Consider the following 13,184-nt stretch of genomic DNA (forward strand, 5'->3'; position numbering starts at 1 on the left):
GACAGGTCCCAGCCGAGCTCTTGGTCAATCGGCAGCAATCGACCGTCTTGGAATAGGTGGTAACCGAGGCGGCTGGCGATCCCTCATACTTCACGGGCAAGCTGCCCCGATGCTCCGGCCGTTTAGGGATGCCGGTTCTCTTCAACCGGTGCCACCCGATAGCCCTTCGCGCTGAAGGCTCGGCCACGGACGAGTGATGGCCGCGAAGGGGACAGGCCGCGTGATGAATGTGGTGCTGCCGCCAGGGTAGTGGGGGGCGGATCCTTCGCAGTCCGTGTTGCGGATGAAGAGGAAGGTTCTGCTGGCTGTCCCCGTTCCAGTGGCTTCTTCTGAAGGACCAATCCCTCCTCCTGACTGATCCCCTAAGCCCGTTCGGTTTCTGACCGCAACCCGCGCGGCTCCGGACCGTGTTGGCGCTGAAGCGCCTGCCCGCTCCACTCCGGGCCTTACGGGTCAAGCTGACGCTCCGGCGTCAGTGCAGGCATCTCCCGACGGTCTTGGCCGGGCATCATCGGAGGGACGGTCCTTCCGAATGAAGCAACGGAGAACTACCATGCAGAACATCGTCATCCTCGCTGGCAACATCGGCCAGGACCCGGAAACCCGCACCACCCAAGGCGGCACCAGCATCACCCACTTCACGCTGGCCACCTCGCGCCCCCGCTACTCGGAAGGCCGTGTCGTCCGCGACGAGAATGGCTACCGGGTGCAGGACACCGAATGGCACCGCATCACCTGCTTCAACGGCCTCGGCAAGACGGTCCAGGAGCACTGCGAGAAGGGCATGAAGGTCCTGATCCGCGGCCGCATCCACTACACCAAGTGGACCGATCAGCAGGGCGTTGACCGCTACGGCTGCGAGATCATCGCCGAGACGGTCGACTTCCTCAGCCGGGCGAAGCAGACCCAGAACGACGACGGCAAGGTCATTGACGACGACGAAATTCCGTTCTGAGCGGGCGTCGAAGGCCCGGCGGCAACAGCCGCCGGGCAATCCTCATGGTCGCGGCTAGTGATCGGCACTAACGCAAGAGATTTCGGTGATCGCCCGCGTTTCCTCGTCGTAGGCCAAATTCATCCGATCCCGACCGAGATCCGACATCACGGCGCAGGTCAGCCTCACGATCCAGAAGATCGAGAAGAGCAGCACCACGCGCATAGCGGGCGCCAGCGACAGGCCGACGATGCGCGCCCTGTTGCGCTGATGGGACGGCAGCTTGTCCGCCAGCATCGCGATGAAGACCAGGTTGTTGATGCCGAGAACGACTTCGAGAACGATGAGGGTGACAAGGCCGATCCAGATACTTGAATCTGCCGTCGGCGCGATCATCGTGCGCGGGGCTCGCTTGGCGTGCGACCGAATCAGTCGGGGTTCATTTTCTTGCTGACAGGGCCTCAAACGCCGATTCTGGGTCGCTTTCCCAATCAACTCCGACTATAATAGCCGTAGTTCTGGCGTGACGGTTGGTGCCGGTGGGAGGTGATCATGCATGATCACCGCCCGACAAACACGGGCCGCGCGCGCATTGCTTGGGTGGACACAGGAGATGCTCGCGGACAAGGCCAAGGTTTCGCTGACCGCGCTCAAACGCATGGAGTCGGCAAGCGGCCTTCGTGTGTATGAAAGCACCAGTGATCAAGTGCGCAGAGCCTTGGAAACCGAAGGCATCGCCTTCATCAATTCGGGTCGGAACGAAGGGGTGATGATCGTCGATGCGCAAGAATCCGCTGAACGCAAATAGTTTCACTCAGCCGGACGGACGCACTGCCGCCCCATTGTCACCTTCGGCCTGTAGATATGGTTAAGGAAGCCTAGTCCGATCAAAGGATGCTACGTGCTTTTTACTGACGATGATTGATTACCTCGACGAAGCCCCCACGAGCCTGGCGCTCACCGAGTATGACCGCCAGCATATCAAACTCTACGCCCGCTTGCTCGACGCGGAGGCCGACGGCGCCGACTGGCAGGAAGCCGTGCAGGTTCTTTTCAGGATCTGTCCGATCGCGGAACCCGAGCGTGCCCGCCGCGTCCATGACAGCCATCTGGCGCGCGCTCACTGGATGACCGAACACGGCTACCGGCAGCTCAGGCGCGAGCGCCCGCACTGAACGCCTCCGTTGTTCTGCAAGCAACAGGCGTTGCCACTCGCATCCTTCCAAAGCAATTGAATTCGCGGAATCAATTCGCTCTTAACGCGCATTCGCTGCACAGGAAGGATCATCATGACGCCAGATACGAGAGAATGGCGCTCATCAATTCCATATGACTATTGGGACGACGCCGATATAGACGCGCTTGCCTGGGAATGCCTGCGCCGCAATCCAAAATACCAGCGGGACTATGCAAATATCGCTAAGACTCCCGTGAGAGGGGACAACGAAACCGAAGCGATCGGCAATCGCTGGGGCCTGCGATTTCCCCGCCCGCCCAAGCCTAAGCGCCCTTGAGCAACCCGTCTTCTGGACCCCGGAAACCGACACAAGCGTGCTGCATATCGGTCCCGCACCAGAACTGGTTCAGATCGGCCCGCTCGTTCTCGGAGATATTGACATGGAATTCCAGCAAACCGCGTTCGAAGGTCTGCATTTGTCGGCTTTCACCGAGAGCGGCCGCCTCCATTTGATCGCGCTGAACAAACTCAGGCCTGACCAGCCGATTGCCGCCATCATACCGCTCGATGCTCATAGCCTCGATCGGATCCAGGCCCTGACGCGCCTGTGGCGCAGTCTCCATGGCCTCTCTGTTCCGCGGGATATGCGCATGACAGCCCAACAACGCCGCCGCCTCAAGAACATGCTACGCGCCGTCGACGCGCGCATGCACAATGCCGACTACCGCGAGATCGCCGAAGCCATCTTCGGCGTCGAGCGCGTCGCCAGCGACCCCTGGAAGACCTCCCCGCTGCGCGACGCCGTGCTCGATCTCGTCAAGGACGGCTTCGCCATGATCGAAGGCGGCTATCGCAAGCTGCTTCGCCACCGCCGCCGCAAATAGCCGGCACTACGATCACGGGTGTGCGTTTTTAGCACCCTTAAGTTCGCACTCCCCCCTCGCAATTCTTCTTCGCCAACGTGGCCTTCGTCCCGCCGCTAAGCGCCAGCGGCTCCAGCGAACGCCACGGAGGCCCCCATGACCACCAATCTCGCGACCCTGCCGCCGCGCTTCCTGCGCACCAAGGAAGCGGCCGAATTCCTCAGCCTGTCGGCACGCACCCTCGAAAAGCACCGCACGTACGGCACCGGGCCGGCCTATCGCAAACTCGGCGGCCGCGTCGTCTACGCCATCGACGATCTCGAAGCCTGGGCCGAGCGCGGCGTCGTCACCTCGACCTCCGATCCGCGCGGCCGCGTCCTGCCCGCAAAGCGGCATGAGCCCGTACCGGCCCATGCCGGCCGTCACGCCCGCTGATCCTTGCGGTTTCCTCAATGACGGCGCGGCATCGCCCATCTCAGGAGCGAGGGCAGCTTGATCTGTTCCATGCGCTCCCGGGCGATTTCGCGCCCCGCGACGCGCAGGATCTCATGGCCTATCCGTTCTTCTCCCTCTCCAAGAGCCACCGCACGGCCCCGATCGATTTCGTGGCGGGCGACGTCACCATCCGCGTCGAGGCGGTGCCCGATCACGGCATGGCCACGATCTGGGACGCAGATATCCTGATCTGGGCAGCAAGCCAGATCGTCGAGGCGCGCGACAAGGGTCTGCGCACCTCGCGCCTGATGGCCGCCACGCCCTATGAGATCCTCAACTTCATCGGCCGCGGCGTGTCGCTGCGCGACTATCAGCGCCTGAAGGCAGCGCTCGACCGGCTCCAGTCGACCACCGTCGCCACCTCGCTCCGCCAGCCGGCCGAGCGCCGCCGTCACCGCTTCTCCTGGATCAATGAATGGCAGGAGCGCACCGATCGATACGGCAAGCCCGCCGGGATCGAGCTGATCGTGCCGGACTGGTTCTATCGTGCCGTCCTCGACGATGCGCTCGTGCTCACCATCGACCGGGCCTATTTCGACCTGACAGGTGGGCTCGATCGCTGGCTCTACCGCCTAGTGCGCAAGCACGGCGGCAGGCAGCGCCATGGCTGGCGTTTCGACTTCCGGCATCTGCACCAGAAATCCGGCAGCCTATCGCCATTCAAGCGCTTCGCCTTCGAGCTGCGCAGCATCATCCAGCGCCAACCCTTGCCGGGCTACACGCTGTTTCTGGAGGTCGAAGTCGGCGGCCGCCTGCTGCTCGCTTTTGAGCCGTCCGGCGCCTGTGCAAAACCTGTGGATGGCCTCGTGCTATCGGGAACCCGGGATATCGTGCTATCAGGAACCGGAGGCTCGTGCTATCGGGAACCCAAACAGGGTCTAAGCTCTGGAAAGAAAAGACATAGTCGCGCCCCTAACTTAGAGTCTAACAAAGAGTCTAACGTTGAAGAGCGCGCGCGCGATGTGGAAAACATCGCCGGAAGGTCCGAAAGGGACCGCAAATCATCATCTGAAAGTAATGATACACGTCTTACGTCTTTCCGTAAATCCGTAAACGGCTCCACTTCATCTTCGGACGTCCAGCGACCGTCTTTCGGCGATGACCCGGGAGGCGCGCAATGATCGTCGCGCTCCTCAACCAGAAGGGAGGCGTCGGCAAGACGACGCTGGCCCTGCACCTCGCCGGCCAATGGGCGGCTGAAGGCAAGCGCGTCATCCTGATCGACGCGGACCCGCAAGGCTCGGCTCTGGACTGGTCGCAGCAGCGCAGCCGCGAGGGCCTGCCGCGCCTGTTCGGCGTGGTCGGCCTGGCACGCGATACCCTGCATCGCGAAGCGCCCGAACTCGCCCGTGATGCCGATCATGTCGTCATCGACGGCCCGCCACGTGTGGCCGGCCTCATGCGCTCGGCGCTGCTTGCAGCCGACCTCGTGCTAATCCCGGTGCAGCCGTCACCGCTCGATGGCTGGGCGTCAGCCGAGATGCTGGCGCTGCTCACCGAGGCGCGCATCTATCGGCCTGAGCTCATCGCCCGGTTCGTGCTGAACCGCTGCGGCGCCCGCACCGTCATCACCCGCGAGACGGCCGAGACGCTCGCCGACCACGATCCGCCGTTGCTCTCGGCGACCATCGGCCAGCGTGCCGCCTTCGCCGACCTGGCGCAGTCGGGCCGCCTCGTGTTCGAGGCCGAGCACGACAGTATGGCTGCCCGCGAGATTGCTGCCTTCGCCGCGAAAGTGGGGAGGCTGGCGCCATGAAGCTTCCCGCACATTCCATCCTGACCGGTGACTGCCGCGTCCTCATGCCGGCGCATGGGCCGTTCGACATGATCTTCGCCGATCCGCCCTATGGCGACACGTCGCTCGCCTGGGATCGCCGTGTCGAGGGCTGGCTTCCGCTCGCTCGGGGGGCATTGCGGCCGTCCGGCTCAATGTGGGTATTCGGCTCGCTGCGCTGCTTCATGGCGACCGCCGCGGCGTTCGATGACGCCGGCTGGAAATACGCCCAAGAGATCGTCTGGGAGAAGCAGAACGGCTCCGGCTTTCACGCCGATCGCTTCAAGCGCGTCCATGAACTCGTCGCCCAGTTCTATCGCAGCGATGCGCGATGGAGCGCGGTCTACAACGTCGTGCAGACGACGCCGGACGCCACAGCGCGCACTGTGCGCCGCAAGAAGCGACCCCCTCATACCGGCCATATCGATGCCGGCCACTATGTCAGCGAGGATGGCGGGCCACGCCTGATGCGTTCGGTCATCCATGCCCGCAACGCCCATGGCCGCGCCATCCATCCGACCGAAAAGCCGTCCGGTCTGATCGAAATCCTCATCCGCACGAGTTGCCCGGAAGGCGGCCTGGTCGGTGACTGGTTCGCCGGATCGGGCGCGGCCGGCGAAGCCTGCCGCTTCTCCGGCCGCCGCTATCTCGGCTGCGAGCTCGACCCGGTGATGGCGCGCAAAGCCGCCGACCGCATCGCCGCGCTTCTGCCGCTCGCCACGGGAGACAGGTCATGATGAAGCCGCCGCACAAGCGCGGCTTCGCCGCCCGCCCGACAGATCCCGACGACTGGATCAAGGCCGCCGATCGGCTCCCGTCGGCCTCTTCATCCGCGCCACCATCCGGCTCCGGCTTCACCGCCCGGCTGACCATCGACGTCACGCCGGACCTGCGCGGCCGCATCAAGATCGCCGCCTTCCAACGCGGCGTCACCGTCGCCGACATGCTGCGCGAGCTGCTCGCGCGCGAATTCCCAAAATCACCAGGAGACCCGTCATGACAGGCATCGCGGCACCCCGCATGCGCGGCGGCCCGATGCCGTCGCCCGCACCATCCGACCGTCTCACCCATGTCGAGCTCACATGGGTGGAGAAGAAGATCGAATACTGGATCAGGTTCGGCCAGCCCACCTACGAAACGATCCTCGACCGTCGTTGCCGTGTCCTTTCCTTCCGGCCGAACACGATCTTTGCCTTCGTCCGCTGGGCCTCCAACGACTTCGGCACGATCATCTCGCGCATCGACATCGTGCGCGCAGTCGAGCCCGGCGAAGCCTATCAAACGCTGCCTTTCGTGCGCCCCGGCGGCGACATCCTGCTCAAGATCGAGAGCTGGCCGAAGGCCGAACGGGTGCTGCAACTGGTCGACGCCATCGAAGCGCTGACGCTCGATCCGGCCGACGCAGCGCCCGACTACTGGCGACACGTTCACAATCGGCTGACGGCCGGACACGAGCCGCGCAGCTACACGCGCGAGCAGCATCAGGCGTGGCTCAAGCGCCGGAGGATCGGGCCATGACCCGCATCGGATGGGCGATGGCGACCTTCGTAGCGACCAGCGCCGTCGCGGTTTCGACCTGGATCGATGCGCCGATCAAACTCATCTGGAACGCCTCGGCCAGCGCGCCGATCGGCTTCTACTTCGTTGAACCGGCAGGACGTCTGGAGGTCACCGATCTGGTCGCGGTCGATGCGCCCGAACCGATCGCCAGTTTCCTCGCCAATGGCCGATATCTGCCGCCCGATACGCCGCTCCTGAAGCGCGTACTGGGTCTTCCAGGACAGACCGTCTGCCGCGTCGGTGTCCTCATCACAGTCGACAGCGTGGAGATGGGAGCAGCGCTCGAGCACGACCGCCTCGGCCGCCCGCTGCCCGATTGGCAGGGCTGCCGGGTGATCGCCGAGGGCGAAATCTTCCTGATGAACTGGGACGTCCCTGACAGTCTCGACGGGCGCTATTTCGGCCCGGTCCCAGCCGGTTCGGTCATCGGCCGCGCGGTCCCCTTGTGGATCGACGAGAAGGGCGAAGGCCGCTTCGAATGGCGGGCGGCGACGCGGTGAACGCCCTGCCTACGGCGGGCGCGCTGCTCGCCGATCTTCATCCCACCGCACGTTGAAAGGAACTAGTCATGCCGCAGATTGGCGAATTCACCCGTGAGAAAACCGGCTTCATCGGCCGCATCCATACCATCGCAATCCAGTGCGAAATCAGCATCGTTCCGGTCGAACCGTCCGAGGTCGAGAATGCGCCGAACTATCGCATCCATCTCGGCCCGGATGACAATGGACCGGAGATCGGTGTGGCCTGGACGGAGTCCAGCGAGAAGGCCGGTGAATATCTGTCGCTGACGATCGATGACCCCAGCTTCCCCCAGCCGGTCCGCGCCCGCCTGTTCCAGAACGGCGCGGACGCGACGTCATGGTCGCTGCACTGGAGCCGCCCGCAAAAGCGCGGCGAACGGAAATAGGTCATGCGGATCGTTCGTTTGAGCCCCGCATCACCGATGTCACCCGGGCGGCCTCGCGCTGCCCGGCGCATCCTCCTCCTTCTCCTTTCCGGCCTGACCTTGGCCGCCGCGCCGCCGCCCGCCGTTCTTGCGCAGAGCGCGCCATCGGCTGAGCAGCCATCGCGCGATCCCCATGCCGCCTATGTGACGGAAGCCTCGCAGCGTTTCGGCATTCCCGAGCGCTGGATCAGGGCGGTGCGTCGCGTCGAAAGCGCCGACGACGTGCATGCTGTGTCATCGGCGGGCGCGATGGGCCTGATGCAGGTCATGCCCGATACCTGGGCCGAACTGCGCATCCGCCATCGCCTCGGCAGCGATCCTTTCGACCCGCGCGACAACATTCTCGCGGGCACGGCCTACCTGCGTGAGATGTACGATCTCTTCGGTTCACCGGGCTTCCTCGCCGCCTACAATGCCGGTCCCAGGCGCTACGAGGAATATCTCGCGGGCCGCCCCCTGCCTGCCGAAACCCGCGCCTATGTCGCTACACTCGCGCCGCTGATAGGCGCTGGAAACGTGACGCCCGGCCAGCCAGGAAATGTCGCCGTCGCTGCCGCCGATCCGCATGCCTGGCGCCGATCGCCGCTCTTCGTGACGCCATCCGCGCATCGTCTGCAGGCCGGTCAGCCGACATACGATGTGCAGTCCGGCGATACTTCGGCTGCGCCTTCGTTGCACGACCAAACCACCATTTCACTGCAGTCCGGCAGCCTCTTCGTCGCCCGTGCCGGAGAAGGGGACCGGTCATGAGGGAATTCGCAGCATGGCGCAGCGTGGCGTGGTCTGGAGAAGGCTGTGCGGGAAGGAGGGAGGAGCGGAGAGCAACGACAGCAGGACGGCGAGATAAAAGGGCCTCGCCAAATTCGCACAAGCCATTGACATGGCTTGGCTTTTGGCGTGCCGGTCGGTCGGGTCGCGTGCCGCTTTTTCTGATTTATGTCACGTTTTCAACGCTATTTCCGGCACTGTGCCGGGATTGCCTGCCTCTAAGGGCCTGCTCATGAGCGAAGGCGACAGCGAGTTTCGTATCCGTCCGGGACGCATCAGATCGACCCGCGCCCCCAAGCCCAAGAGCTTTATCAACCAGGTGCTGCGGGCCGCGAAGAAGGCGGGGCACAGCTCAGGCGAGGTGCGCGCCAAACGCGCCCCCCGCCGTGGTCACTCGACCTTCGGCAGGGGCCGTGTCAGGTTCAGCCGCTCGCGCATCTTCAGCGCCTCGCGCCGCGTCGTCGTCAAGGCGCGTGTCGTGCGCCACCAAGGCAAGTCGTTCCGCTCTGCCCCGCTCTCGGCCCATCTCTCATACCTGAAGCGCGAGGGCGTCAGCCGGGATGGAGAGAAGGGCGTGATGTTCGACGCGACCAACGAGCGCGCCGACGATCTCGCCTTCTCCGATCGCTGCAAGGATGACCGGCACCACTTTCGCTTCATCGTCTCGCCCGAGGATGCCGGCGAGATGACCGACCTGCGCGAATTCACCCGCGATCTCGTCAGCCAGATGGAATCGGATCTCGGCACTAGGCTCGACTGGGTCGCCGTCGATCACTGGAACACCGACAATCCCCACGTCCATCTTCTCGTGCGTGGGGTCGATGAGACTGGCGCCGATCTGGTCATCTCGCGCGACTATATCAGCCGCGGCCTGCGCTCGCGCGCCGAAGATCTGGTCTCGCTCGAGCTCGGCCCCAAGCCCGAACACGAGATCCGCAATGCGCTGGAGAAGGAGGTCACGGCCGAACGCTGGACGCGGCTCGATGTCGAGATCCGCATCGCCGCCGACGAGACCGGCTTCATCGACCTGCGCCCCGAAGCCACCGGCAAGTCCGATCCCTCGCTGCGCCGCCTGATGATTGGCCGCCTCCAGCATCTCGAAAAGATGGGGCTTGCCGACCAGGGCTCTCCCGGCGAATGGACCGTCGGGCTCCAGGCCGAACGCACCTTGCGCGATCTCGGCATGCGCGGCGACATCATCAAGACCATGCACCGCGCCTTCACCGAACGCGGGCAGGATCGCGGCTTCAGCGACTATGTGATCGACGGCGGCGGCGCGGGCTCTCCCATCATCGGCCGCCTGGTCGATCGCGGCCTGCATGACGAGCTGACCGGCGAAGCCTACGCGGTGATCGACGGCACGGACGGCCGCGCCCATCACGTCCGCTTCCGCGGCATCGAAGCCTTCAAACACTCCCCGCCGATCGGCGGCATCGTGGAGGTGCGCCGCTTTGGCGGTGAGGACGACAAGCGCCCGACGCTCATGCTCGCCAACCGGTCCGACTTCGATCTCAATCGGCAGATCACCGCGCCGGGCGCGACCTGGCTCGATCACCGCCTGGTCGAGCGCGAGCCGATGCCGATGTCGGCGGGCGGCTTCGGCGCCGAGGTCCGCGACGCCATGAAGGCCCGTGCCGAGCATCTGGCCGAGGAAGGCCTCGCGCGACGTCAGGGCCAGCGTATCATCCTGCAGCGCAATCTCCTTAACACCCTGCGCCAGCGCGAGATCGATGCCGTCGGCGCCAAGCTTCAGGCGGAAACAGGTTTGCCGTTCCAGAAGGCTCAGACCGGCGAGCATGTCGCTGGCCTCTACCGCCAGCGCGTCACGCTGACCTCAGGCCGCTTCGCCATGATCGACAATGGTCTCGGCTTCCAGCTCGTGCCCTGGACGCCACCGCTCGAGAAGAAGCTCGGCCAGCACATCGCCGGCGTCGCCAAGGGAAACGGCGGAATCGAATGGAGCCTGGGCCGCCAGCGCGGGCTCGGGCTCTAATCCTTACGACCGAATGCTAGAGCTTTGTCCTGCCGGCTGCGAAATCGTAGCGCTTGCGTAATCAAAGCGGCTGCGGTCGCAGGAACCGATCGATCATCATCGTGATCAACTTGCGGCTTTCGTCAAAGTCGACGTCGGACGTCATCAGCGGCAGCATGGGAGCGGCGTCGAGCACGGCGACCAGCACAGCGCTCGCGTGCCTGGGGTCGAGACCCGGATCGACCTCGCCGCGCGCCTGGCCCGCCTTGAGCGTGTCGGCGAGAAGCTGACGGATGCCGTCGGTGTTGGCCTGCAAGATGGCGTGGATCTTCTCATTGCGTCCGGCCTCGGCCAGCAACTCAAACAGGATGCGACAGTGGGCGAGATCATCCCAGCCGCTCATGCTCCAGAGCTCGGACAGCAGGACCGTTGCCGTTGGCTCGTCCTTCGTATGGCGACCAAAGTGCCCGTGGAGCTGCACCAGGTAGTCGTCGGCCATCTGCTCGACGATCGCCTCCTTGCTGGGAAAGTAGTGATAGAGGTGGCCTGGGCTCATGCCCGCTTCCTTGCAGATCATCGAGATCGACGCGCCTTGCAGTCCATTGCGCAGGAAGCAGCGATGGGCGGCGGCCAGGATTTCCTGCCGTTTGCTCTCATGCTGTTCGGGGACGACCTTGCGGACCATGGGGGCTCCATAGAGATAGTATGATCGCTCTATTATAGCTTGACCACCGCGATCATTATTAGAATGATCACTCAAACTATGATGGAATGGCCACCGCGTCCAGTTGGATACGGCCGGCCGTTATCGATTTTGCGGGGCTCCATGAACAAGACACTTCCAATCCTGACCGCCACCCTGGCGTGGTTGCTGGCGGCCTTCTTCCTCTTTGGCGCATACGGCAACACATTCCTTTCGGAAGAAAACGCGGCCGCCTATGCGGCCTGGGGCTATCCCGGCTGGTTCCATTACGTCACCGCCGCCCTTGAGCTGGCTGCCGCGCTGCTTCTGCTCCGCGCGATCACGAGACCTGTTGGTGCCGGGCTAGGCGCGATGGTGATGGCCGCGGCCGTCCTCACGACGCTGGTCAATGCGGACTATGACCATTCGACCGCTCCGAGCGTCGTGCTCCTCGTCTCGCTGACGGTGCTCGGCCTGTCCCTGTTCGTGCGACGCGCCAACGCCTGAATTCTTCCTCCCCGGAGTTCACTTCCATGAACGATAGATCTTCGCCGGTCGGCACGGCCGAGCCAACCAACACGCCTGTAGCCTATGCCGACAGATGGTCCGACCTCCTGTCAGGAAGGCATCTCGCCATCGTCCTCGTCATGGCGAGCGGCGTGCTGCTCTACGCGATGAACCTCTATTTCACCGCAGCGCTCATGCCCTCCATCGTCGCCGATATCGGCGGGCAGCAATATTATGCGTGGGTGACGACAGGCTTCGTCATCTCGGCCATCGTGGCCTCCCTGTTCGTCAGCCGTATCCTCGACTGGAAGGGACCGGCGCTTGCCTATGTGGCGGCCTTCGTCGTCTTCGCGCTCGGCGCGGCGGCCAATGCCGCCAGCCCGACAATGGAACTGCTGATCGTCGGCCGGGTGGTACAGGGCCTCGGCGGCGGCCTGCTGGCAGGGCTCGGCTACGCCGTGATCCGCTCAGCCCTTCCCGAACGGCATTGGGCGCGGGCAACCGGCGTCGTGTCGGCCATGTGGGGCTTGGGTACGCTCTTCGGTCCGGCGCTCGGCGGCCTGTTCGCCGAACTCGGCCTCTGGCGCTGGTCCTATGCCGGGCTCGCCCTCGTTTCACTGATCTTCGCCATCGTCGCGCAGCGTTCCTTCGCCGGGACAGCCGGTTCAGGGCATCGCTCGCCCGTGCCCGTCGCCTCGCTCATCCCGCTGGTTCTGGCGACCATCGCCATCAGCCTCAGCGCCATCGCGCCTATCGGCTGGCCAACCCTGGCGACGATCGGCATCGGTTTCGTGCTGCTTTGGCTCTTTGTCGTGGTGGAGCGACGCTCGCACAACACCATTCTTCCGCGCATCACCTATCGGCGCGGCAACGCCCTGAAATGGGTCTATCTGACCGTCGCCGCACTCAGCGCCGGAGTCATGGTCGAGAACTTCATTCCGCTCTTCGGCCAACAGCTCGCCGGCCTCAGCCCGTTGATCGCCGGCCTGCTCGGCGCGGTGCTGTCGCTCGCTTGGGTCATCGCACAATTGTTCGTCGTCTCGGTTTCCTCCGAGAGCGGCCGCCGACGCGCCATACGCCTCGGGCCGTTGCTTCTGACGGCAGGCCTCATCGCCTATGGCCTGTTGCAGACGGAAAACGCCAGCCTGACCACGGTGGCGATCTGGACTGCGGTTCTCGCGCTCGCGGGCATCGGCATCGGCCTCGCCTGGCCGCTGCTCGGCGTGGCCGCCATGAGCAGCACGACCGATCCGGCCGAAGGCGGCAAGGCGGCGGCGGCGATCACCACCACCCAACTCATCGCCTTCTCCATCACCTCGGCTGTCGCCGGCACGTTGATGGCGGCGGGCGGGGACTCGGTCGCCGATGCGGCGCGCTATGTCAGCCTCGGCATCGCCCTGTTGACCCTGCTCGGCATCTTTGCAGCGGGGATCGCAACCCGGAAATAGCGAGGCGATCGGCGCGACCCGAATGTCCCTGAGGATGCAAGAACACCCCGCCAGATCG

The 13,184-nt window shown here is 64.5% G+C and carries 19 protein-coding genes and 1 pseudogene; 17 read left to right on the forward strand and 3 right to left on the reverse strand.

Annotation, left to right across the window (positions count from 1 at the left end; all coding sequences use genetic code 11):
• The first annotated feature begins 553 nt into the window (after positions 1-553).
• Positions 554-955, forward strand: a complete 402-nt coding sequence (locus tag RCF49_RS14040; protein WP_183318936.1) for a single-stranded DNA-binding protein — start codon at positions 554-556, stop codon at positions 953-955.
• 132 nt (positions 956-1,087) lie between these two features.
• Here RCF49_RS14040 and RCF49_RS14045 read toward each other — a convergent pair.
• Positions 1,088-1,330, reverse strand: a pseudogene (locus tag RCF49_RS14045) (TerC family protein); the annotation flags it as partial.
• Between the two features lie 160 nt (positions 1,331-1,490).
• Between RCF49_RS14045 and RCF49_RS14050 the strand changes: the two are divergent.
• The 3 genes from RCF49_RS14050 (at position 1,491) to RCF49_RS22480 (ending at position 2,448) form a co-directional block, all read left to right on the forward strand.
• Entirely contained in the window at positions 1,491-1,742 is a 252-nt protein-coding gene (locus RCF49_RS14050) for a helix-turn-helix domain-containing protein (protein ID WP_183318920.1), read from the forward strand.
• A 109-nt stretch (positions 1,743-1,851) separates the two neighbouring features.
• A complete protein-coding gene (locus RCF49_RS14055) occupies positions 1,852-2,109 on the forward strand; it encodes a DNA -binding domain-containing protein (RefSeq protein ID WP_183318918.1) in 258 nt (85 codons plus the stop codon).
• 114 nt (positions 2,110-2,223) lie between these two features.
• A complete protein-coding gene (locus tag RCF49_RS22480) occupies positions 2,224-2,448 on the forward strand; it encodes a transcriptional regulator domain-containing protein (RefSeq protein WP_183318916.1) in 225 nt (74 codons plus the stop codon).
• Here the strand turns inward: RCF49_RS22480 and RCF49_RS14060 are convergent.
• Positions 2,435-2,734 (reverse strand): hypothetical protein, encoded by a 300-nt coding sequence (locus RCF49_RS14060; RefSeq protein ID WP_342644285.1) that lies wholly within the window; start codon positions 2,732-2,734, stop codon positions 2,435-2,437. The genes RCF49_RS22480 and RCF49_RS14060 overlap by 14 nt on opposite strands.
• Here RCF49_RS14060 and RCF49_RS14065 point away from each other — a divergent pair.
• The 11 genes from RCF49_RS14065 (at position 2,621) to RCF49_RS14115 (ending at position 10,510) form a co-directional block, all read left to right on the forward strand.
• On the forward strand, positions 2,621-2,995 hold the full coding sequence (locus RCF49_RS14065) for a DUF2285 domain-containing protein (protein WP_342644200.1): 375 nt from the start codon (positions 2,621-2,623) through the stop codon (positions 2,993-2,995). The genes RCF49_RS14060 and RCF49_RS14065 overlap by 114 nt on opposite strands.
• 135 nt (positions 2,996-3,130) lie before the next feature.
• A complete protein-coding gene (locus tag RCF49_RS14070; RefSeq protein WP_183318914.1) occupies positions 3,131-3,409 on the forward strand; it encodes a helix-turn-helix transcriptional regulator in 279 nt (92 codons plus the stop codon).
• Positions 3,410-3,426: 17 nt separating this feature from the next.
• On the forward strand, positions 3,427-4,590 hold the full coding sequence (locus RCF49_RS14075) for a replication initiator protein A (protein WP_342640482.1): 1,164 nt from the start codon (positions 3,427-3,429) through the stop codon (positions 4,588-4,590).
• Positions 4,587-5,225, forward strand: coding sequence for a ParA family partition ATPase (gene parA, locus RCF49_RS14080; RefSeq protein WP_183319122.1), 639 nt, complete (start codon positions 4,587-4,589; stop codon positions 5,223-5,225). Before RCF49_RS14075 ends, parA begins: the two co-directional genes overlap by 4 nt.
• The gene (locus RCF49_RS14085) at positions 5,222-5,980 is read left to right on the forward strand and encodes a DNA-methyltransferase (RefSeq protein ID WP_183319123.1); all 759 of its coding nucleotides are present in this window, start codon (positions 5,222-5,224) and stop codon (positions 5,978-5,980) included. The genes parA and RCF49_RS14085 overlap by 4 nt, the downstream gene beginning before the upstream one ends.
• Entirely contained in the window at positions 5,977-6,243 is a 267-nt protein-coding gene (locus RCF49_RS14090) for a ribbon-helix-helix protein (RefSeq protein WP_183319125.1), read from the forward strand. The genes RCF49_RS14085 and RCF49_RS14090 overlap by 4 nt, the downstream gene beginning before the upstream one ends.
• Positions 6,240-6,761, forward strand: a complete 522-nt coding sequence (locus RCF49_RS14095) for a DUF2840 domain-containing protein (protein ID WP_342640483.1) — start codon at positions 6,240-6,242, stop codon at positions 6,759-6,761. Before RCF49_RS14090 ends, RCF49_RS14095 begins: the two co-directional genes overlap by 4 nt.
• Positions 6,758-7,303: a S26 family signal peptidase gene (locus tag RCF49_RS14100; RefSeq protein WP_183319129.1), complete on the forward strand. Its 546-nt coding sequence runs from the start codon at positions 6,758-6,760 to the stop codon at positions 7,301-7,303. Before RCF49_RS14095 ends, RCF49_RS14100 begins: the two co-directional genes overlap by 4 nt.
• Before the next feature lie 68 nt (positions 7,304-7,371).
• Positions 7,372-7,710, forward strand: a complete 339-nt coding sequence (locus RCF49_RS14105; RefSeq protein WP_183319131.1) for a DUF736 domain-containing protein — start codon at positions 7,372-7,374, stop codon at positions 7,708-7,710.
• A 3-nt stretch (positions 7,711-7,713) separates the two neighbouring features.
• Entirely contained in the window at positions 7,714-8,499 is a 786-nt protein-coding gene (locus RCF49_RS14110; RefSeq protein ID WP_183319133.1) for a lytic transglycosylase domain-containing protein, read from the forward strand.
• A 250-nt stretch (positions 8,500-8,749) separates the two neighbouring features.
• Positions 8,750-10,510 (forward strand): relaxase/mobilization nuclease domain-containing protein, encoded by a 1,761-nt coding sequence (locus RCF49_RS14115; RefSeq protein ID WP_183319135.1) that lies wholly within the window; start codon positions 8,750-8,752, stop codon positions 10,508-10,510.
• A 61-nt stretch (positions 10,511-10,571) separates the two neighbouring features.
• Here RCF49_RS14115 and RCF49_RS14120 read toward each other — a convergent pair whose 3' ends face one another.
• Positions 10,572-11,174 (reverse strand): TetR/AcrR family transcriptional regulator, encoded by a 603-nt coding sequence (locus RCF49_RS14120; protein WP_183319137.1) that lies wholly within the window; start codon positions 11,172-11,174, stop codon positions 10,572-10,574.
• Between the two features lie 141 nt (positions 11,175-11,315).
• Here RCF49_RS14120 and RCF49_RS14125 point away from each other — a divergent pair, with 141 nt between their 5' ends.
• Complete coding sequence (locus RCF49_RS14125) at positions 11,316-11,678, forward strand: DoxX family protein (RefSeq protein ID WP_183319139.1); 363 nt, start codon at positions 11,316-11,318, stop codon at positions 11,676-11,678.
• A 26-nt stretch (positions 11,679-11,704) separates the two neighbouring features.
• Positions 11,705-13,126 (forward strand): MFS transporter, encoded by a 1,422-nt coding sequence (locus tag RCF49_RS14130; RefSeq protein WP_183319141.1) that lies wholly within the window; start codon positions 11,705-11,707, stop codon positions 13,124-13,126.
• Positions 13,127-13,184 lie beyond the last annotated feature (58 nt).

Source organism: Rhodoligotrophos sp. CJ14 (assembly GCF_038811545.1).
Lineage (GTDB): Bacteria > Pseudomonadota > Alphaproteobacteria > Rhizobiales > Im1 > Rhodoligotrophos > Rhodoligotrophos ferricapiens.

Bases quoted from the DNA above. Each gene is read 5' to 3' on its own strand.
- RCF49_RS14040 (WP_183318936.1), top strand. From the start codon at position 554: ATGCAGAACATCGTCATCCTCGCTGGCAACATCGGCCAGGACCCGGAA.
- RCF49_RS14050 (WP_183318920.1), top strand. From the start codon at position 1,491: ATGATCACCGCCCGACAAACACGGGCCGCGCGCGCATTGCTTGGGTGG.
- RCF49_RS14055 (WP_183318918.1), top strand. From the start codon at position 1,852: ATGATTGATTACCTCGACGAAGCCCCCACGAGCCTGGCGCTCACCGAG.
- RCF49_RS22480 (WP_183318916.1), top strand. From the start codon at position 2,224: ATGACGCCAGATACGAGAGAATGGCGCTCATCAATTCCATATGACTAT.
- RCF49_RS14060 (WP_342644285.1), bottom strand. From the start codon at position 2,734: ATGGAGACTGCGCCACAGGCGCGTCAGGGCCTGGATCCGATCGAGGCT.
- RCF49_RS14070 (WP_183318914.1), top strand. From the start codon at position 3,131: ATGACCACCAATCTCGCGACCCTGCCGCCGCGCTTCCTGCGCACCAAG.
- RCF49_RS14075 (WP_342640482.1), top strand. From the start codon at position 3,427: ATGACGGCGCGGCATCGCCCATCTCAGGAGCGAGGGCAGCTTGATCTG.
- parA (WP_183319122.1), top strand. From the start codon at position 4,587: ATGATCGTCGCGCTCCTCAACCAGAAGGGAGGCGTCGGCAAGACGACG.
- RCF49_RS14085 (WP_183319123.1), top strand. From the start codon at position 5,222: ATGAAGCTTCCCGCACATTCCATCCTGACCGGTGACTGCCGCGTCCTC.
- RCF49_RS14090 (WP_183319125.1), top strand. From the start codon at position 5,977: ATGATGAAGCCGCCGCACAAGCGCGGCTTCGCCGCCCGCCCGACAGAT.
- RCF49_RS14095 (WP_342640483.1), top strand. From the start codon at position 6,240: ATGACAGGCATCGCGGCACCCCGCATGCGCGGCGGCCCGATGCCGTCG.
- RCF49_RS14100 (WP_183319129.1), top strand. From the start codon at position 6,758: ATGACCCGCATCGGATGGGCGATGGCGACCTTCGTAGCGACCAGCGCC.
- RCF49_RS14105 (WP_183319131.1), top strand. From the start codon at position 7,372: ATGCCGCAGATTGGCGAATTCACCCGTGAGAAAACCGGCTTCATCGGC.
- RCF49_RS14110 (WP_183319133.1), top strand. From the start codon at position 7,714: ATGCGGATCGTTCGTTTGAGCCCCGCATCACCGATGTCACCCGGGCGG.
- RCF49_RS14115 (WP_183319135.1), top strand. From the start codon at position 8,750: ATGAGCGAAGGCGACAGCGAGTTTCGTATCCGTCCGGGACGCATCAGA.
- RCF49_RS14120 (WP_183319137.1), bottom strand. From the start codon at position 11,174: ATGGTCCGCAAGGTCGTCCCCGAACAGCATGAGAGCAAACGGCAGGAA.
- RCF49_RS14125 (WP_183319139.1), top strand. From the start codon at position 11,316: ATGAACAAGACACTTCCAATCCTGACCGCCACCCTGGCGTGGTTGCTG.
- RCF49_RS14130 (WP_183319141.1), top strand. From the start codon at position 11,705: ATGAACGATAGATCTTCGCCGGTCGGCACGGCCGAGCCAACCAACACG.